At 43.7% G+C, this 18,661-nt stretch carries 18 protein-coding genes; 9 read left to right on the top strand and 9 right to left on the bottom strand.

All coding sequences use genetic code 11. From position 1 onward, the window contains the following. Positions 1-345 precede the first annotated feature (345 nt). The 3 genes from QT974_RS04910 to QT974_RS04920 all read right to left on the bottom strand — a co-directional run bounded on the left by QT974_RS04910 (position 346) and on the right by QT974_RS04920 (position 1,426). The gene (locus QT974_RS04910; protein ID WP_333467401.1) at positions 346-591 is read right to left on the bottom strand and encodes a hypothetical protein; all 246 of its coding nucleotides are present in this window, start codon (positions 589-591) and stop codon (positions 346-348) included. Next, positions 588-956 carry a GIY-YIG nuclease family protein gene (locus QT974_RS04915; RefSeq protein WP_333467402.1) on the bottom strand — a complete coding sequence of 123 codons (369 nt, stop codon included), beginning with the start codon at positions 954-956 and terminating at the stop codon, positions 588-590. Before QT974_RS04915 ends, QT974_RS04910 begins: the two co-directional genes overlap by 4 nt. A gap of 197 nt (positions 957-1,153) precedes the next feature. After that, positions 1,154-1,426, bottom strand: a complete 273-nt coding sequence (locus QT974_RS04920; RefSeq protein WP_333467403.1) for a hypothetical protein — start codon at positions 1,424-1,426, stop codon at positions 1,154-1,156. A gap of 197 nt (positions 1,427-1,623) precedes the next feature. On the opposite strand from QT974_RS04920, the gene QT974_RS04925 reads away from it, so the two are divergent. Beyond that, positions 1,624-1,860, top strand: coding sequence for a hypothetical protein (locus QT974_RS04925; RefSeq protein WP_333467404.1), 237 nt, complete (start codon positions 1,624-1,626; stop codon positions 1,858-1,860). Beyond that, on the top strand, positions 1,845-2,207 hold the full coding sequence (locus QT974_RS04930; RefSeq protein WP_333467405.1) for a type II toxin-antitoxin system PemK/MazF family toxin: 363 nt from the start codon (positions 1,845-1,847) through the stop codon (positions 2,205-2,207). The genes QT974_RS04925 and QT974_RS04930 overlap by 16 nt, the downstream gene beginning before the upstream one ends. Before the next feature lie 251 nt (positions 2,208-2,458). Here QT974_RS04930 and QT974_RS04935 read toward each other — a convergent pair whose 3' ends face one another. Then, entirely contained in the window at positions 2,459-2,860 is a 402-nt protein-coding gene (locus QT974_RS04935) for a hypothetical protein (RefSeq protein ID WP_333467406.1), read from the bottom strand. Further along, a complete protein-coding gene (locus QT974_RS04940) occupies positions 2,857-3,159 on the bottom strand; it encodes a PASTA domain-containing protein (protein ID WP_333467407.1) in 303 nt (100 codons plus the stop codon). The genes QT974_RS04935 and QT974_RS04940 overlap by 4 nt, the downstream gene beginning before the upstream one ends. A 9-nt stretch (positions 3,160-3,168) precedes the next feature. Here QT974_RS04940 and QT974_RS04945 point away from each other — a divergent pair, with 9 nt between their 5' ends. After that, complete coding sequence (locus QT974_RS04945) at positions 3,169-3,363, top strand: hypothetical protein (RefSeq protein ID WP_333467408.1); 195 nt, start codon at positions 3,169-3,171, stop codon at positions 3,361-3,363. A gap of 131 nt (positions 3,364-3,494) precedes the next feature. Here QT974_RS04945 and QT974_RS04950 read toward each other — a convergent pair whose 3' ends face one another. Beyond that, complete coding sequence (locus tag QT974_RS04950) at positions 3,495-7,301, bottom strand: S8 family serine peptidase (protein ID WP_333467409.1); 3,807 nt, start codon at positions 7,299-7,301, stop codon at positions 3,495-3,497. 157 nt (positions 7,302-7,458) lie between these two features. Then, the gene (locus tag QT974_RS04955; RefSeq protein WP_333467410.1) at positions 7,459-8,235 is read right to left on the bottom strand and encodes a hypothetical protein; all 777 of its coding nucleotides are present in this window, start codon (positions 8,233-8,235) and stop codon (positions 7,459-7,461) included. Between the two features lie 258 nt (positions 8,236-8,493). Between QT974_RS04955 and QT974_RS04960 the strand changes: the two genes are divergently transcribed. From QT974_RS04960 to QT974_RS04975, 4 genes are all read left to right on the top strand, one after another. Beyond that, positions 8,494-9,411, top strand: a complete 918-nt coding sequence (locus QT974_RS04960; protein WP_333467411.1) for a tetratricopeptide repeat protein — start codon at positions 8,494-8,496, stop codon at positions 9,409-9,411. Between the two features lie 540 nt (positions 9,412-9,951). Beyond that, on the top strand, positions 9,952-10,734 hold the full coding sequence (locus QT974_RS04965; protein WP_333467412.1) for a DUF1822 family protein: 783 nt from the start codon (positions 9,952-9,954) through the stop codon (positions 10,732-10,734). Positions 10,735-10,767: 33 nt separating this feature from the next. Continuing rightward, positions 10,768-12,039 carry a CHAT domain-containing protein gene (locus tag QT974_RS04970; RefSeq protein ID WP_333467413.1) on the top strand — a complete coding sequence of 424 codons (1,272 nt, stop codon included), beginning with the start codon at positions 10,768-10,770 and terminating at the stop codon, positions 12,037-12,039. After that, positions 11,973-12,857 carry a WD40 repeat domain-containing protein gene (locus QT974_RS04975; RefSeq protein ID WP_333467428.1) on the top strand — a complete coding sequence of 295 codons (885 nt, stop codon included), beginning with the start codon at positions 11,973-11,975 and terminating at the stop codon, positions 12,855-12,857. The genes QT974_RS04970 and QT974_RS04975 overlap by 67 nt, the downstream gene beginning before the upstream one ends. Positions 12,858-12,908: 51 nt before the next feature. Here the strand turns inward: QT974_RS04975 and QT974_RS04980 are convergent, their stop codons facing one another. Then, the gene (locus tag QT974_RS04980) at positions 12,909-13,793 is read right to left on the bottom strand and encodes a 4-hydroxybenzoate solanesyltransferase (RefSeq protein ID WP_333467414.1); all 885 of its coding nucleotides are present in this window, start codon (positions 13,791-13,793) and stop codon (positions 12,909-12,911) included. 225 nt (positions 13,794-14,018) lie between these two features. On the opposite strand from QT974_RS04980, the gene QT974_RS04985 reads away from it, so the two are divergent. Continuing rightward, complete coding sequence (locus QT974_RS04985; RefSeq protein WP_333467415.1) at positions 14,019-15,635, top strand: Ppx/GppA phosphatase family protein; 1,617 nt, start codon at positions 14,019-14,021, stop codon at positions 15,633-15,635. Positions 15,636-15,977: 342 nt separating this feature from the next. On the opposite strand, the gene QT974_RS04990 is transcribed toward QT974_RS04985, so the two are convergent. Further along, positions 15,978-16,580 (bottom strand): hypothetical protein, encoded by a 603-nt coding sequence (locus QT974_RS04990; RefSeq protein ID WP_333467416.1) that lies wholly within the window; start codon positions 16,578-16,580, stop codon positions 15,978-15,980. A gap of 590 nt (positions 16,581-17,170) precedes the next feature. Between QT974_RS04990 and QT974_RS04995 the strand changes: the two genes are divergently transcribed. Next, positions 17,171-18,598: a protein adenylyltransferase SelO gene (locus tag QT974_RS04995; RefSeq protein WP_333467429.1), complete on the top strand. Its 1,428-nt coding sequence runs from the start codon at positions 17,171-17,173 to the stop codon at positions 18,596-18,598. Positions 18,599-18,661: the final 63 nt, after the last annotated feature.

Here is an 18,661-nt window from a genome sequence, read left to right on the forward strand (position 1 = left end):
CGCCCAAATGCTACGCCCCTACATATACATTTCGACTTTTGCAAGAGATCTACTGTATTGAGTGTTTGGGCTTGTCCAAATTGTACCTGCACCGCTTTTTGAGCCTCCTCTAGCTGGAGTGGATATCCAACCCGAAGCGGTAAGTTCTGTTTCGAGGGTGATTTTATCGATTCCACTGACAAGGAAATTGAGAACATCTGTGACAGCTAGGATGTTACCTGATGACATCTTTCATGGAAATTGGGTTTTGGATGGGGGTGAATGAGCACTGGTAGAGCGATCGCCCTTCTGATTATAAAACGGGCGAGATCCCTTTGCGAATAGTTCCAAAAGGGATCTCGCACCCTATTTCCTTTGCGAAGATTCTACCAGTTCTGATTCCTGAAGACGTTGCGATAATAGGCAATCTTCAAAGCTGAAAGCTTCTGAGTCTAGAAAACTAGCGATCGCCATTTCGATCGCAGCTTCCAGAGAGCATTCTAGCTGTGTAGCTTTTTCCATCAGGGCGAGTTTCACATAGTCAGGCAAATGGGTCATCAGCGAATGAATAGCTTCTGGTGGTAAGTGTTGGATCTTGAGGGTCTGAGTCATTGTTCTCTGGGGATTTTAACGTTGTAGGGAGGATTTGTAGCTTGAAGGATGAGGGTTTCTAATTCATATAATAACCCTGGTTTTTGCCATTGGTTGAGGGTAACAAAGGCGATTCTTACATCATCTGGATCGTAGCGATCGAGCCAGCCCCAGAGGAAGGCTTTGTGACCACCTCGCAGTCGATCGCGGAGGTTCTTGGCTTTGCCGATGTAGAGCAATCCTTCGGTGCGATGTCGAAAGGCGTACAAACCAACTTTAGCAGGAATGGTGTCGAAGTCGCGGCTGAGGGGATGGCATCGATCGAAGGGGGTAAAGGCGAGATTATCGAGAATTTGGCGGGCTTCTTGCTGGATGGGGTTGGTCATGGAAATTGGGAGATGGAAGCGGTTATTCCATCCTACAAGTAGAAGCGATCGCTCTTTTAATCAGACCCAAAAAAGCGATCGCCTTTCTGGATTATTAGGAAGGGATCTCGATCTTTTTTGACCGCAGATGGACGCAGATTAACGCGGATGTCAGAAGGGCGATCGATCTTGTTGGGTAACGGAGATCGCTCTTTTACTTACTGAGCATTTTCTTGCTCTAGAAGTCGATCCAGTTTATTTTCAATTGTGGTTAGCTTTCTCAGGACAGTTGGACGATCTTCATCTAGAGAAGTAAGTAAATTAGCAATTCCTGACTGAACATTAATCAATTGCACGACAGCATTTTGTAGTTGTACCATTCCTTCTCGAAGTTCCTGTCGTTCGAGTCTTGCTTCTGCCATGCTATCCAAAATAGCTTGAGCTGCCCTAGCGTTACTTTCTATTAGTTGCTTGAGTTCTTCATCGGTCATGTCGATGGCTGTTGGTAAATGAGATACTACTTGAGATTATAGCAAATGAGATCGGGGCGATCGCTATTTTGATGAATTATGGACGATCGGCTCATATTTAGGAATTTTTGGAAATGTATGTTATCATTAAAGTAGCAGTTTATTTAATCCCACTCTTAAAGAGTAATATACCAAAGCTAGCCTGACTTTTTACTGTGATGAAAGAGCAAACATTTGAACTGGATGAATCTCAGATAAAATTTCTCCAAAGTTGTCATAAATATGGATTTAAAGACGCAAATGAAGTAGTAAGAATCGCCATTAAACGCCTGGAGTTAGCATTAGAAGCGGAGCGATTGGAAGAATCTGCTGCTCTCTATGCAGAAATATATAAGGAAGATACAGACTTGCAAGAATTGACGGAATTAGGTTTAGAAGAATGGCTGAAGCTATAAAATTGAAACGCGGTTTAATTATTGAAGTTAATCTCGATCCAACTAAGGGTTCTGAAACCGGAAAAATTAGACCTTGTGTTGTTGTGACTAACAATACTTATAATGAGCGAGTTCCTGTAATCCAGGTTGTTCCAATTACTGCTTGGAGTGAAAAAAAAGCCAAGATTAAAAGTAATGTGGAGATTGAACCATCTGAAAGAAATGGATTAACAAAAAAATCTATTGCTGATTGTTTGCAAACGCGCCCTATTGATTATAGTTCTCGTGGGGTAGATATCCGAGGTGAACTTGAACCAGAGGTGATAATAAAAATCGATATAGCTCTCAGAATCGTGTTTGCTTTGTAAGTTTTAAGCCTTTTAAAGAATAAACAATCAAGAGGTTAGCAGGCGATCGCCCTTTTGATTATAAAACGAGCGAGATCCCTTCTGAATTATTAGAAAGGGATCTCGATCTTTTTTACCGCAGATGGACGCAGATTAACGCAGATGTCAGAAGGGATCTCGCACTTTTGATGAATTATGGGCGAGATCCTTTTTGAGTCTGGCTGAGAAAGGGATCTCGCCATGATTGATTGAGAAAGCTTAAAAAATAGACATTAATTTTTAACTTCCTGAAAAATTTTATAATATTCGCAAATTATTTCAATAAAAATATCCCCTTCCAACCGAAAATGACTCAAAGCAGATAAATCTAAATTAGCAGGAAAATTGAAAGGATAGGACAGGGAAGATAAGAAAGTTTCAGCAGTTTCTTCAAGCTTTCTGAGTTCGACTTCTCCTACCCAAAAACAGTAATTTTCATCATCGGAATTGATGGGGCGAGAAATCACTAGGTGAAGAATGCGATCGAATTCGATCGCGACATCTCCGACTTCGGGACCAAAGGTGAAGTCTAAACGCAAGCCAAGATTTTGAGGGCGAAGTGAAACCCCTACTAAATCGGCACTTTTTAAGTCTTCTAAAAAGGTTTTGAGGTTGAGTGCGATCGCGGTTGTCATAGAATCACTTTTTCTCCGGTATTATGTGTCTTAGCCCCTGGTTCAAATTTTATTTGAGTTCCATCTCGATTGTATCGACGACGGTAAGTTTTGCCCTCCGTCCCGCGTATATGAGGCCCTGTACGGACTATTTCACCATTTGGTCTAATGTTAATTATACTACCATCTGGGTGTTCAAAGCTTTGATAGCCACCTTTTGTGCTAGTTTTAAATTGGAACCCGTAACTCTCCAGTATGGCGATCGCTTCTGATAAGGTTTGTCCTGTTAAATCGGCAAGTTGTTGTGCGGCTGGATTCATTGGTTGTGAATGGGAAATATTTTGAGCGATCGCCATTTTGATTATAAAAAAATCGAGATCCCTTCTGATTATAAAACAATCGATCGCCCTTCTGGATTATTAGAAGGACGATCGCTCTTTTTTTACCGCAGATGGACGCAGATTAACACGGATGCACGAAGGGCGATCGCTCGTTGGATGAATTATGAGCGATCGGCTTTGTGAATTTCGGTGATTAAAGGCGAGATTCTTTCTGATTGTATAACGGGCGAGATCCTTTTTGTTGTTACTTAGAATTGGCGGAAGGCGATACATATCTTATCATCATTAAGTTGAGAAGATATGTATCTATTAGATCATTTCCATTGAAAGGCTACAGTTTGTCTAGACCACATATTTGAACCATTGATAGTGTTCACTTCTGCGTGCAAATGAACTCCCTGCGAAACGCCATTATAACCAATTTTTCCGATCGGTTCTCCAGCCTCAACACGCGCACCTTTTTGCTTGAATTTTGACGGGATCGATCCTTGTTGCAAATGTAAGTACATGGCTCGGTAGCCATCATCTACACCGTCATTATCATCCAACTTAATTACTAAAAAATTAGCAGTTGTTCCTGCATTGTAATCGTCAATTTCTAGCAAATTGGGACTTTTATCTGGAGTCGTATCTCGCCAGTCAACTACTGTCCCCGCTCTCATCGAATATACTTGTGTACCAAAGCGAGCTCCAGAGCTAATTCCAAGGTCTACTGCATACTTCTGACCATAACCATCCCAATGTGTCCAAACGATAGGAGTTTGCTCCCCCGAGCCAAGAGGATGACGGAATCCTCGTAAAGGATTGCTTGATGATGGATTTGAGAACAGAGGAGGTTGATTAGAGCTAGAAGATTGGTTAGGGATGTTACTAGGTATTTGAACTATTGGTGGCTTGCTGCCTTCCTGATATGCGATCGCCTTTACGCCATTCCAGGAAATGTAACCCTTTTCAAAGTATTGGATTAGCGTTCCATCGCCTTGGCCCTTTTCCGCACTCGTTGGAGCACCCAACCTGCCATCCAATCCACCTGTTTTCAAGAATTCCTGACGGATAGCACCATAAAGCGGAAAAGTTCCATTTTTACTGCTGACGATCGACCCTTTGTCAAATGTCTGATAGCTCACGCCATTATAGTTGATGACATCGGAAGTAGGATTACCCAGCGTTCCTTTATAATTCTGGAAAACGGGATAAAAATTGCCACCAATGGTGTGCCCGTTGAGAGAAATTGAACTAGGTGGAGGTACTACGACGGGATTGGGATTGGGATTGGAATTAGGTGGAGGTACTACGACGGGATTGGGATTGGGATTGGTAGTAGGTGGAGTTACTACAGGATTGGAATTAGCAGGAGGCAGTAATGGGGGGTCTCCAGGCGGGTAGCCATTCGTGTATGCACTCGGTACCCAGTAAGATTTGCCGTTTTGATTTATCCGAAACCACAAAGCGTCTTGCTTACCTGTCGTGAGATCCGGGACTATTTCCCCATAAGTCCAAGCATCAAAAGTGAAAACCTGACCTTTGTATCCAATATTCACATCGCTACGATCGCTCAAATTCGTGCTATTGCGAAGATTAACACCATTAGTTGACCAAATAATCGAGGTGAAACTGCCTGTTTTTATGTCATAAGTCGCTCTTTCCCAAGGCGTGACTTTTCCTTCTAAACCCCAAGTTGTCGGACTCAAGAAAGGACTAGGCGTGTAACTTTGCGGCTTAGTTTCCTTCGCCACTTGCACAGCTTTATTCAAATTCACCACCCCAAAACCCGTTTCCTGATCCCATCCGGGCTCCTTCAAATCGATCGCACTTCCAGTCAAAATGTCAATAATTTGCTTAGGATTCAAATCGGGATTAGCCTCCCAAACCTTAGACGCCATCCCCGCCGCCTTAGCCGCCGATGCCGAAGTTCCCGACATCGTGCCAATATCATCGCCAACAGTCGATAAAGTCGGATTGTCGATCGTACCTCCGGGCACTAAAATATCCAAACCGTAGCCGTAGCTGGAATAATCCGATCGCCCAAATCCATCAGATGAACCAACCGTCAGAATATTCTCAAACTCCTGGGAAGATTGACCCAAAACTGACATCACACCGCCGTCATTTCCCGCCGCTACAACTAACAGCACTCCATTCTGACGCGCATTTTCTAATGCAGCACGTTCTCGGTTGGTAAACTCGTAACGAGTGGTAATGGTTCCGTCAGCATTCTTTTGAGTTAAATCGAGCGGCAAAAGGGCGATCGCATTCTTCTGCTTTTGTCCTTTCGCTTCACTCACAAAATCAGTTAAAGCTAAATCCCATTCCCCAGAACCAATCGCCCGACTTAGATAAATATTCGCCCCATCGTTATAGCCATCAATGCCTTTATCGTTACCTTGAATTGCACTTACTAAACCCCAGCTAAACGTGCCGTGTTCGTTCCCTTCTCCGGCAGTAAATAAGGGATTGCTGTCTTTGTCGATGCGATCGCGCCCCAATGTCACTTTAGAATAATCCAAATCGGGATTGTTCGGCGCAAACCCAGTATCGATGATGCCCACAAAAGCGCGCTCGACCTTTGGTGGCACAATAGTTTCAACAGGCGGTTGTTCAGTTACAGGCGGTTGTAGGTCGATCGCAGGTGGTTGTGCAGGAGCTGGGGGGGCGATCGGAGGTTTTACTGTTACAGGCGGTGTAACAGTCAGTTTTGGTAATGCTGGTGCAATCGCAACTGGAGGTACGACTGCTGGTGCGATCGCAACTGGAGGTACGACTGCTGGTGTTGTGGCTACAGGCGGTACAACTGCGGGTGCGATCGCAACTGGAGGTACTATTGCCGGTGCGATCGCAACTGGAGGTACGACTGCTGGTGTTGTGGCTACAGGCGGTACGACAGCCGATTTCGGGTCAACTGGTAGAGTTGTGGCTACAGGTGGAGTTGTCGGCGGTACCACAACTGGGGGAGTTGTGGCTACAGGCGGTGTTGTCGGCGGTACCACAACTGGTGGAGTTGTGGCTAAAGGCGGTGTTGTCGGCGGTACAACAACTGGGGGAGTTGTGGCTACAGTCGGTGTTGTCGGCGGTACCACAACTGGTGGAGTTGTCGGCGGTACAACAACTGGTGGTGTTGTGGCTACTGGTGGTTTTGGAGTGACATATTCGAGCAATTTCTTGCCGCCATCAAGTTTAGTCCAATCCTTCTTTGGATCGATAACTTTGTCGATCGCCACTGCTTTACCAGTCGCACCTGTTAAATTGAAAACCAAATCGTTGTAATCTTTATCCGAACCTTCATCGACGCGCTGATCTTCCATTGCAAATGCCTTGCCATTGCCAGTGACATCTGCTATTTGTCCGTACAGAAAAGCATCATCTGGATTAGTGCTAGATAAGGACAACAGCGGGCGTTTGTCACCGTCAGCACCGGGATTATTAAAGACATCTCGGACAGTACCATTTGGCACCAGCATCACTGCAAAAGGCTCTCCCGGTTTCATCGCAAATGTTTTCGGCCCGCTGTACTTTCCTTCGTTATAATTGTCCTCTCCTAGACGGCCGTTAAATAGCGGATTTGCACCTTCAATGGAGTCAGAAATTACTACGTGACCGAATAAAGAATTGCTCAAAGCTCGTCTTGCTGCTTCTTCGATAAATTCCTCTGAAGCAGGATCGAAATTCTCCATACCCTGCACGCTAAAAATGGCAACTTCGCCTTGATAATTGCCGCCGTCGTGCAACCAATCAAAGCCAACTTGACCCGTTGAATCGGGAGTGAAGAAACCGGAGGTAACGCCTAAACCTGTCAGCGGATCGACTTTCCCGTCTGGGGTTAAACTAACTTGGTAATTTGTATCGCGGGAAGGTGCAGAAATTTTGAGTGCATAATTTGTTGCACCCAAATTATCGATGCTAAAAGTTCCCGAATTTGTGCCGTTGGTTTCGATGTCTTTGACAACTTTTCCCTGAGTGTCGAGAAGCTGCATCCCGACAACGGAAGTAAACCCTTCAGCCGTAACTCGGAAGCTACCGGGATTGAGCCGATTAAAACGATAGGTGTCTGTGGGGTCAGTTTTTCCGGCGAAGTCGATCGAGATATAGTTGTCGTTGAGATTGCCGATCGATATATTAGACATTTTGCACCTTGATTGATTCGATAATTTTGGGCTGACAGTTATCTATCTGGAGTGCGCCGGAGTTTTTATGCGATTTGTAATATAACTTCACACAGGGTGTGGGTCAAACTCGCTGAACTTCCGCCGCTATGTATCTATCTGGAGTGCGCCGGAGTTTTTATGCGAAGTTTATGTTTTTGTAATATAACTTTATATAGAAGGTGCGATCGGCAGAAAAGCCAGACATGACATCAGAATTTTTTTGAGCAATTTGTCGGGCGATCGCTTGCATTTTTGAGAATCCCGTCCTTTTCCAAAAAGAGTAAATAGTCTGTGTCTTGATATTCAACTGTCGGGCGATGGTGGACATTTTTTCTGGCGACTCCTGCAAGAACAATTTTTGAACAATAAATTGACAGTTGCAGTCGGGACGGTTTCGAGGATGACAGCGCCGCAGTTTTTGTTCTGGATCGCGATCGAAATATTTGGCGATTTCCCGTGCTAAAGCTTGTCTTTCTTGTCTCTCAATCTGTTCGATTTGAACATCCCAAGAGTCATTATAAAATCCGCTGCCTTCTAAAATATCTAAATCTAACGGAAGAATATTTTGATGCTTTTTAGCATATAAATCATAAATTCGATACTTGAGATGACGGTTAATCCAGATCAAAATACAGTCTTGAATTGGAGCAAATCGCGGCTCGAATTTGTGAAGATTATTGTCTAACCATTCCCAAGTTTTATTGAGGGCTTCATAATAACATAAATGAGAACTTTTTGACAATTTTGGCAAGCGTTGCAGTTGCTGCAATAACCGATTCATCAATCTTCGACGCTGCGGATTCTCCCGTGATAGCGAACAGATATTTAAAATTAGCTGACATAACAGCTCGTCTTGAGGAGTGCGATCGGAATATTGTTCTAATGCCAATCTCAATTTATCTATGGGAGCCATAATAGTCCTCTTAGTAAACGAATTAGATGTTAAACTGTGAAAAATATTGAACAGTTGTAGGGAAAATTTGAGAAAATTAACCTACACCTAGTTTTGTACAGCTCGTTACTTATACATATTTTCTAGGATTCGCCTAATCAAAACAATGCTAAAATTCACACACAAAGTTCACAACTTTTATGAAAAAGTCACAAAAGTCACAAAACTCACAAAAAATATTTTATAATTACCAAAAAAATAGATTAACTGGGGAAAGCAATGGAAATTGAACAAATGTTGATCCTGTTGGATGAGTGGGTTTTGGAAAAGAAAGGCAAGTCCCTAGATTTTGTAGAAAAAGAAATTATTCGTCTAAGCTGGCTGGATGTGGATTATGCAGATATGAACATTTCTAACTACAGCCCTAACTATGTCGAGAGAAGGCTGGCTCAGGGTTTATGGAATTTAGTATCAGAGGTGATTGGAGAAGGAAAAAAAGTTACTAAAAAAACATCCAAGCTGGCGATGGAAGAAGCAATCAAGAAGCGATCGCACCCGAAAGCACCAGGCAGAGAAATGACTTTGTTTGATGCGGCGAAGGAAGCTAACAATCGAGGGTTGAAATTAAAACAAGCTGGCCAATTAATAGAAGCGAGAAAAAACTTCGAGTTAGCTATTAAAATCAACCCGGACAATGCAGTGACTTACTACAATCAAGCATTGATGTATGAAGAAGCAGGAAAGGTCGATCGGGCGATGGAACTGTATCAGGATGCAGCATTCCTAGGCTTGGCTGCTGCTTACTGCAAGTTGGGCCGTTTGTATATCATTGAATATAAAGATTTGCGGAAATCAGTTGAAAAAATCGTGCTAGGTTTAAAGCTGGTGAAAGCGGAGAAAGTTGAGAATGACAAAATAGTTAAAGCAGGGTTGTTAACCTACCTTGGTTGGGCTTGGAAGGAACAAGGATGCTATGAAGAAGCTTTGGACAATTTGCAAGAGGCTATTAAACTACGGAGCGATCGGGGTTTAACTTATGGCATTATGGCCCAAGTGTACGAAAATCTGGGGAATGATGCAGAAGTTGTGAAAGCTTGGAAACACTGTCTGGAATATGCTAACTCCGATGAGCCAGATGAAGACGTTTACATTGGTAAGGCTCGTCAGCGTCTGAAGCAATTAGGTGGCTCTAATTAAATGTAAAATGCGTGAAGCGTAGCTATCCCGTAGGGAATCGCGCTGTGAGATACCCGACTGCTTTAAGAAGTCGGGTATCTGGGAATTCTGTTTTTGGCGTGGATTTTACTGAAGTGCGATCGTAGGGAAAGGGCGATCGCACTTATTTGAGATTTTAGTATCAATCAGGGACAGGGGTATTCGTTCCCATGTCGATCGGTACAAATTTCCGGTATCCTGTTATTGGTGGCTGACCCAAGGGCTATCCGAGCGATTGAAGCACCTGAAACTGCGGCTAGTACCAAGGTTATGTTGCCGAGCGCGATCGAGCAGATGAGGAGGGGTGAAATCAATACTTTGCAGTTCATACTCTTGTCTCCAAGTCAATTTTTTGAACAAAGGACAACCGAGTTAGGCCTAACTTTTTTGTCTCCATACATCTAGGATGCTTGTTGGCTCTGGGTTTGGCTGCGTTGGTTTTGGTACTGCTTCTGGTACTACCCCTAAAAGCGATCGGATTAACTACAAATGAATTAGATCGGCAGTTAAGTAGAGGTAATAATGGCTATCGCACTCAAAGCATCAAAAAAAGGACTAGCAACTATTGACTTAGCCAGAAAGAAAAAGGGATGGACAAAAATTGCTGTGTCTTGGCATGAAAATGCCTTAGTCGGTCAAGCAGCTTTGAGGAAGTTTTGGCGAAGAATTCCCATCTGGAAAGATAACTTTGTCAGTATTTGTCAAGCTGTAGGAGTGGATAATTGGGAAGACATTGTTGAAGAAACTCTCCCTTTGGAAGACCCTCCATCATCGGACTTAAAATGGTTATTAGAGTTGAGAGCTACCATTGAAGAAATAGATAAGCCACTAATTGACAAACTCGTGGCTCAGGTTCAGCAACGTTCTCCAAATGCGATCGTTAAAACACAAAAAATCGACTCAGGTAGTCTCGTATTAATTGAGGATTGGCAATCGGTTGAATCTATATTATCCAGGAATCAAGCTCGTTCTATAACCGTGGATATCCCAGTACCTGAAAATAGTATCAGGCGAGCAAAAGAAATTGATTTAGGGGGAAATCATGCAGTCGCACTTGTTGTCCAGACAACACTTGAATCTGAGACAGAAGTTGGGATTTTTGTCTGGGTTTATCCCACTAATAATGCAGTTTATTTGCCACCCAATTTACAAGTGATAGTCCTCGATGAATCAGAAGCTATTATTATGGAAGAACAAACAGCAGATGCAGAGGACTCCGTAGAACTAGAATTTGGTGTCGAACCTACAGAGCTTTTCAGTATCAAAATTATTTGGGGAGATGTTAGTATAACAGAAGATTTTTGAGTTCAGTGGATGAAACATAATAAGTATAAATAAATGGAAAAGCTTGTAATTTTGAATTTATCAGAAGGAAACTTCGAGCTTGGGTTTACTGCCATTTTAGAGATTGGGCAAGAGGGATTACGCCCTGAAATTGTAGTTAGAGGTCATCTACCCGCTGCATCTCATATTCCTCAATTAGTTGGCGAATGGCAAGCTGCATTTAGTAAAAAGGTGAGTCCACTTTCTAACGATGCGTCAGGAAATCGATCTCGTGCGACAGCTAGACGCCAGAGTAAATCTTCTTGTAAAGACTCTGCTGAAAAGTTAGTATGCAGCATCAACGAATGGCTCAACTCTGGAAATACTGAGTGGCAAAAGATCCGAGACTGTTTACAGCAAAATTTGAGAAAGTCTGAAGAAATTAGACTAATTATTCAAACACGAAATAATGACTTAAGACAGCTTCCTTGGCAGGTTTGGGATTTATTTGCAGGTAATTACACAAAAGCTGAAATTGCCTTAAGCGAACCTGAGTATTATTGCCCTGGGAAACCACGACTGAAGGCTGAAAAAGTCAGGATTCTCGCTGTTTTAGGCAATAGCGATGGTATAGATATCCAGTTTGACAGGCAAATATTTGAACTTTTAGACCCAGACGAGACCGAATGTAAATTTCTAGAACAGCCAACAAAAAAGCAGCTTATCGAGTGGCTTAGTGATGAACAAGGATGGCATATTTTCTTTTTTGCTGGTCATAGCTCAACAGTTGATGGTAAAATAGGAACATTTGAAATTAATCGTGATGAAAGTATAAATATCGATGAGCTTAAAAATACACTGAAGCTGGCGATTTCCCACGGTTTGCAACTGGCTATTTTTAATTCTTGTGATGGATTGGGACTGGCCAACCAACTCGCTAAATTACAAATTCCTCAAAGTATTGTGATGCGAGAACCAGTACCCGATCGAGTAGCACAGGATTTTTTGCAGTATTTTTTGACTAATTTTGCTCTTAAGCGTTCTTTTTATGGGTCGGTACTATCGGCACGTAAAAAGCTAGAAGACATTTGGAATCAGGAATATTGTGGCGTTAGCTGGTTGCCCATAATTTGTCAAAACCCCGCTGTTGAACCTCCGACTTGGCAAGGTTTTTCAGTAAAACAGAAACAAAATTACCAGAATCATTTCGGGAAGTTAAAAAAACTTGGAAAACCGAATATACTCTCACAGATCATTCAGACGTTATTAAATCAGTCGCCATTCACCCAGACGGTCAAATTTTCGCTAGTTGCAGTCTCGATCAAACGATTAAAGTGTGGAACCTGACAACAGGAGAACTCCTGGAAAATCTCACCGAACATTCTGGCGGTGTGACTTGCGTTACTTTCAGTAGCGACGGAAAAAGTCTTGCCAGCAGCAGTGCCAATCCCGACGGTACTATTAAATTGTGGGATACTCAAAGCTGGCAATTGAAACGCACTCTGAAAGGCAATGACTGGGTGGTTCTTTCTGTATGGTCGATCGCCCTAACCTCCAATGGCAAAACTTTAGTCAGCGGGCACCACGCTGATAGTACCGTGAAAGTTTGGAACCTCGAAACTGGGGAATTGCGACACACTCTCAGAGGTCATGTTTGGGCCGTTCATGACGTTGCGATCGCCCCCGACGGCAATATAATTGCTAGTGGAAGTTTCGACAGCAATATCAAGCTTTGGAATCTTCACACAGGCAGAGAAATCCGCAATTTAAACGGCCCTGGTGACGGCCCTATTGGTTGGCCTCGTTCTTTCTTTAGCGACAACATCGTTTATAGTGTAACCTTCAGTCCCGACGGACAAACTCTCGCCAGCGGTGGCGCGAAGCAACCGATTAAACTGTGGCGTTTAAGCAGTGGAGAACTCAAAAGCAACTTGACAGGACATACGGATGATGTTTATGCTGTTGCCTTTAGTCCTGACGGCAAATATTTCGCCAGCGGTAGTGCCGATCGCACTATTAGAATTTGGGATTTATTTACCGGAGAAGCGATTCACACTCTAGGACATTCAGACACTGTTTATTGTCTTGCTTTTAGTCCTGACGGACAAACTCTCGTCAGTGGTAGCCGAGACAGAACTATTAAGATTTGGCGTTTTTCCACCTGACAATAATTACTAATATTGCTCTTTCAAGGCGGGGATTTCCCGCTCTACTCGTTAAAAAATCTCCCCAGCAATCATCCCCGCCAATATTACAAACCCAACCCAAACATTTTGGCGAAAGATTTGACCGTAAACAGGCTTGGGAACATCCGCTTTTCGCAGTTGACTGTACTGCAAAAACCACAAAATTGCCGCCGCACAAATTGCTATCCAAAAACCGACGTGCAAGTGCAGATTAATTCCGGTTGCTGCTAATAAACCGACAGTACCAACAAAGAAAAAACCCACAGCATTAGTTACGTTATCCCCGAAAAAGATAGCGCTGGAATTTACACCCACACGCAAGTCATCTTCTTTGTCGCTCATCGCGTAAACTGTATCAAATCCCATTGTCCACAACACTACCGCACCCCACAGCAACCAAGTTGCTAATTCTAATTTATTGACGGCGGCGCTCCAACTAATTAAAACTGCAAATCCCCAGGCAATTGATAACACTAATTGCGGTACGGGAAAGAATCTTTTTGCTAGCGGATAGCAGATGATTACTGGTACGGCGGCGACACATAGCCAGAAACTTAAAGGATTGAGATAAAATGCGAGAATCGCGGCGCAAGCAAAGGAGATTAAGGCAACTCCTATTCCAGTTTGCACTGTCAGGGCGCGGGATGCTAGGGGGCGCGATCGCGTTCTTTCTACTTCTGGATCGATGTCGCGATCCCACAAATCGTTGATCACGCATCCCGCCGCACTCGTGGCTAGGGTGCCCAACACTATCACCCCTACCAATGCTGCGGGCGGCTTTCCCTCTGCTGCTAAAAACACGGCCCACAGGGCTGGTATCATTAAAATTAGCCTTCCTGCTGGTTTGTCCCACCTCAAAAGCTTTGCGACTGTTAGCAATGTGGATTCGGTTGGGCGATCGGACTCTTTCAGCATTTGAATTCTAGATTTTAGGTTTTTAACTTTAAATTCTATCAAATTTTAGGCAAAATCACCTACTATAGCGGTTCTAAAAAAAGTGATGTATGTCCCGATGCCCAATCCCCGATGCCCGATGCCCGATGCCCGATGCCCTAATTCCCGATTTTTGCTAATTTTAAGATCGCGCCTCACTGGATTCGTGAAATAATTATAAATATCTGTCAACCCCGATACACTCCAATGGTTAATTCACTTGCTGCTGCGGAGTCAAATCGCATTATTGCCGCTATTGATATGGGTACTAACTCGTTTCACATGGTGGTGGCGCGCATCGATCCCAAATTGCCTGCGTTTGCGATTATTGCTAGAGAAAAAGATACGGTTCGGTTGGGCGATTGCGAGGCTAAAACAGGGTGTTTGAAGTCAGAGGTTATGCAAAGGGCGATCGCAACTTTGCGCCGTTTTCAAGATATTGCTAAAACTTTTAATGCTGAACAAGTCATCGCTGTGGCTACCAGTGCAGTTCGAGAAGCGCCTAACGGTCGGGATTTTCTCAAACAAGTTGCTGACGAATTAGACCTTAATGTTAGCTTAATTTCCGGTCAGGAAGAAGCGCGGAGAATTTATCTCGGCGTACTTTCGGGAATGGAATTCAACAATCAATCCCAAGTGATTATTGATATTGGTGGCGGTTCTACTGAGTTAATTTTAGGAGATAGTTCTGAACCGCGCTGTCTCACCAGTACCAAAATTGGTGCTGTGCGCTTAACAGGAGAATTTGTCAAAACTGACCCGATTAGCCGGGAGGAGTTTGCCTATTTGCAAGCTTATATTCGGATTTCGCTGGAAAGACCGATCGACGAATTGCGATCGCAATTCAAGATCGGCGAAGATCTGCGCTTGATCGGCACTGCGGGAACCATCGAAACTCTGGCTGCAATTAACGCTCGCGAAAAGTTTGGAACTGTTCCCAGTCCGCTGGCTGGATATCAGCTAAGTTTAAAAGATTTGCGCGAGCTAGTCAATCGTTTCCGCAAACTTTCCTACTCCGAAAGGCTAGCAATTCCCGGAATGTCGGACAAGCGGGCGGAAATTATTCTCGCCGGGGCGTTGATTTTGCAGGAAGCAATGGCACTATTAGGCATGGAATCGCTCACTGTGTGCGATCGATCTTTAAGAGAAGGCGTCATTGTTGACTGGATGCTGAGCCGCGGTTTGATAGAAAACCGCTTGCGCTATCAAGGTTCAATCCGCCAGCGCAGCGTTATGCACATGGCAGAAAAATATCAAGTTAACTTAGAACAAAGCGAAAGAACCGCCGAATTTGCACTCAATTTGTTCGACCAAACTCAAGGCATTCTGCACAATTGGGGCAGCGAAGAACGCGAGTTGCTGTGGGCGGCATCGATTCTGCACAACTGCGGTTTGTACGTCAGTCATTCAGCACACCACAAGCATTCTTACTATTTAATTCGCAATGGTGAGTTATTGGGATACACTGAAACAGAGATTGAAGTAATTGCCAATATAGCGCGCTACCACCGAAAAAATCCTCCAAAAAAGAAGCACGAAAATTTTTTAATTCTCCCAAAATCATACCGAGAAGTCGTTAGTAAATTGCATCCATTTCTGCGGCTGGCTGTGGCTTTAGACAGGCGGCAAATAGGCGCAATTTCTGATTTAAAATGCGAACACCGCCCGGAAGTTCGAGAGTTTCACTTGCGGCTGCAACCCCTGAACCCAGATGATGATTGCGCTCTAGAACTTTGGAGTTTGGATTATAAAAAGCCAGCCTTTGAATACGAGTACAATCTCAAATTAGTGGCAACTTTAGAGCCGACTCTCGTTCCTGTTTGAAATGAAAGCGTGCGGTATCGTGGGGAGGCAGTAGCCAACGGGGCGATCGATAAATGCGCGGTTTTGTGGAAGCGATAAATACGCGCTTGTTCCCCAGTCCACCAGGGAATTAATTCCCTGTCTCATAGCGAAAGTCCTCTGAAAGAGGACTCCAGAATTCATCAGATAGATTTCTCTAAAAAAGAATCTGAAACCTTTGTTTTGTTAGAACCAAAACTGGATTTTTCCCAACTTCTATTAGTCCTCTTTGAGAGGACTTTTGCTTTGAGGCAGGGGTTTGCAACCCCTGCCGGACTGCGGGTGTAATGCGCTTGTTGACAGTTAACAGGGAATTTCAACGCTCTAGAGCGTTTTAGGTGTACATTCTCGATCGCGTGCTTCTGATGTCAGGCTATCATAATTTTTGGGGTCAGGAAAATCCTTAATATCAATGATATTCTTGAATTCGCTAGTTGGATAATGACGCCGACCATAAATTTTCAAACAAAGAGGTTTCCGATTGTTTTTTGCTATTCTGAGAACAGCTTCATATTGCCCAGAGTTTTGTTTTTTACCAGCACCAATTCTTGATAAATTTTGATCGACATTTTTAATAACAGAAAAATCCTTGTCCTGTTCTTCATATGGAGATTTATCACTCACAAATAAAGTAGTTTCAAGTTGATAGTTCCGCAAATCTTTTATGTACACATCCTCTATTTTTACTCCTATCCATTTCGGAGGAGGAGGCTCTGGCGGACATAAAGGAGTAAGAATACATATTGCTTGAGGGACTTGGGACATATTCACGAAAAATTCTATTGTTTTGACAGCTCCCCCAAATAAAGCCATAGGAATTATCAGAGTTTTTGTCCAATGTGTTGCTATTTTAAATTTTGTTTTCCACCCTGGCTTTTGAATGATTGTTGTTTGGCCTGAATTGGGATTATTTTGTGGATTGCTCATAGATTAATTACCATCTTGTTGAGAACATGATTTACGCACAGTCTTTGCTAAAATTGAGTTCGACGTAAACGCAATCAGAAATATTAAACTACCCCGAGCTCCTATAAATGCAGAGGTGAGCAAGAAAACTTTCTTGCACAACCTATGCTAGCGGATATAATATCCATGATTTCGATCGAAAACTTTCACCCGCAATAGCTTGCACGGATGAAAATTTTTATTCACTTAGCACCTAATACTTATGACTTACAGCATACGTCTATTGATAGATACAAATCTTACTACAACGATCCGGAAAAATTTTACTTTGATGTAAATTTAGGTCAAATTTGGCCATAAACACTACAGATTAGCTACTAATTGGTCTGCCGACAATGATGCCCGTGATTGGCAACAAGGCGAAGCAGCCATCCGAGCCTTTGGCTCTATTTTGCGAGAATTACACGCACTGCTAAAAGCCACAGATCCTGATTTTGGTGGATTGGTTCGAGTGCAGAACAGACGCCGCGAATTGCTGTGGGTTCACAAGCAGTTTGTGGATGAATATTAATATTGTTGGTCGATCGCCCGTTGTGCGATACAATACAAAAATGTCAAATCCCTTGCTTTCGCTCAACTACGAACCCGCCCTCGAATCCCTCGGCGGCGACTACTTCGATGAAGTCCCAGCGGCAGACTTTCCCCAGCACATCCTCCGCTTTCGCAACGACCAATTATTGCCGACATTGGGCTTAGATCCCGCCCAAGTAACCGACGAAGATTTCATTCAAGCATTCGGCAAATTTCACTGCGTGCGTCCCTTTCTCGCACTCCGCTACCACGGCTATCAATTCAACGAATACAACCCGAATTTAGGCGACGGTAGAGGCTTTTTGTACGGCCAAGTTCGCGGCACTGATGGCAGACTTTACGACTTCGGCACTAAAGGTTCCGGCCGCACTCCCTACTCGCGCAGCGCTGATGGTAGACTGACTCTCAAGGGGGGAGTTCGCGAAGTTTTGGCGGCCGAAGCTTTGCACCGCTTGGGAGTTCGCACGTCTCGCTGTTTTAGTTTAGTTGAAACGGGTGATGCTTTGTGGCGCGGTGATGAACCTTCTCCGACGCGATCGTCTGTAATGGTGCGTTTTAGCCACTCTCACATCCGGTTTGGCACTTTTGAAAGGTTGCACTATATCCGTCGCCCGGACTTAATTAAAAAACTTTTAGATTTTGTGATTGAATATTATTATCCTGAACTGCATCTAGAAGCTAGCAATTCTGGTGTTTCACCGGAAGAAAAATATGCGCTTTTTTATGCGGATTTAGTCAAGCGTGTAGCTGAATTGGTCGCTCAGTGGATGGCGGCAGGTTTTTGTCATGCGGTGCTGAATACTGATAATATGTCGATTACTGGTGAAAGTTTTGATTACGGGCCTTTTGCGTTTATTCCAACTTATAATCCGAAGTTTACGGCGGCTTATTTTGACCATTATGGTCTTTATTGTTACGGGAATCAACCGTTTATTTGTCACGGAAATTTGGAGAAGCTTCAGCAACCGCTAGCAGCGGCGATTTCTCAAGCTGATATGGATGCTGCTTTGGCTAAGTTTGGTGAGTATTATAATACTACTTACCGACAGTTGATGCTGAATAGATTGGGATTTGAGGATTTGCCTGAGGCTGATGGTGATGAGCTTTTGAAGCTGACAATTAAGATGTTGGCTGAGTCTCAAGTTGATTATCACGATTTCTTTTTTCAATTGCGCAGACAGTTTGCTCGCACTTGGCGAGATGATGTCAATCAAATTTTTAGCGAGGCGGAACCTGCGGAGTTGTTAGCACCTTGGCGGGAGTTTTATTTTCACGTTTTGCAAGGTTTGTCGGCGGATGATATGGATAAGATGGCCCAGAGGTTGCGCCAGCACAATCCGGAACAATCGCTGTTGAGGCCTACGATTGAGGCTGTTTGGGAACCGATCGCTCTTGAGGATAATTGGCAACCTTTTTATGATTTGGTTGCGCGAATTCAAAATCCTTAAAGAGCATTGGGAATCGGGCATGGGCTTGCGCAGGGCATGGGCTTGCGCAGGGCATTGGCTTGC

The sequence above is a fragment of the Microcoleus sp. BM001215392 genome (assembly GCF_036700185.1).
GTDB lineage: Bacteria > Cyanobacteriota > Cyanobacteriia > Cyanobacteriales > Microcoleaceae > Microcoleus.

Excerpts from the sequence above, each read along its gene's own strand:
- QT974_RS04990 (WP_333467416.1), bottom strand. The coding sequence starts at position 16,580 with ATGAGCAATCCACAAAATAATCCCAATTCAGGCCAAACAACAATCATT.
- QT974_RS04910 (WP_333467401.1), bottom strand. The coding sequence starts at position 591 with ATGACTCAGACCCTCAAGATCCAACACTTACCACCAGAAGCTATTCAT.
- QT974_RS04965 (WP_333467412.1), top strand. The coding sequence starts at position 9,952 with ATGGCTATCGCACTCAAAGCATCAAAAAAAGGACTAGCAACTATTGAC.
- QT974_RS04970 (WP_333467413.1), top strand. The coding sequence starts at position 10,768 with ATGGAAAAGCTTGTAATTTTGAATTTATCAGAAGGAAACTTCGAGCTT.
- QT974_RS04915 (WP_333467402.1), bottom strand. The coding sequence starts at position 956 with ATGACCAACCCCATCCAGCAAGAAGCCCGCCAAATTCTCGATAATCTC.
- QT974_RS04945 (WP_333467408.1), top strand. The coding sequence starts at position 3,169 with ATGGGAAATATTTTGAGCGATCGCCATTTTGATTATAAAAAAATCGAG.
- QT974_RS04925 (WP_333467404.1), top strand. The coding sequence starts at position 1,624 with ATGAAAGAGCAAACATTTGAACTGGATGAATCTCAGATAAAATTTCTC.
- QT974_RS04930 (WP_333467405.1), top strand. The coding sequence starts at position 1,845 with ATGGCTGAAGCTATAAAATTGAAACGCGGTTTAATTATTGAAGTTAAT.
- QT974_RS04995 (WP_333467429.1), top strand. The coding sequence starts at position 17,171 with ATGTCAAATCCCTTGCTTTCGCTCAACTACGAACCCGCCCTCGAATCC.
- QT974_RS04955 (WP_333467410.1), bottom strand. The coding sequence starts at position 8,235 with ATGGCTCCCATAGATAAATTGAGATTGGCATTAGAACAATATTCCGAT.
- QT974_RS04935 (WP_333467406.1), bottom strand. The coding sequence starts at position 2,860 with ATGACAACCGCGATCGCACTCAACCTCAAAACCTTTTTAGAAGACTTA.
- QT974_RS04960 (WP_333467411.1), top strand. The coding sequence starts at position 8,494 with ATGGAAATTGAACAAATGTTGATCCTGTTGGATGAGTGGGTTTTGGAA.
- QT974_RS04940 (WP_333467407.1), bottom strand. The coding sequence starts at position 3,159 with ATGAATCCAGCCGCACAACAACTTGCCGATTTAACAGGACAAACCTTA.
- QT974_RS04950 (WP_333467409.1), bottom strand. The coding sequence starts at position 7,301 with ATGTCTAATATATCGATCGGCAATCTCAACGACAACTATATCTCGATC.
- QT974_RS04985 (WP_333467415.1), top strand. The coding sequence starts at position 14,019 with ATGGTTAATTCACTTGCTGCTGCGGAGTCAAATCGCATTATTGCCGCT.
- QT974_RS04920 (WP_333467403.1), bottom strand. The coding sequence starts at position 1,426 with ATGACCGATGAAGAACTCAAGCAACTAATAGAAAGTAACGCTAGGGCA.
- QT974_RS04980 (WP_333467414.1), bottom strand. The coding sequence starts at position 13,793 with ATGCTGAAAGAGTCCGATCGCCCAACCGAATCCACATTGCTAACAGTC.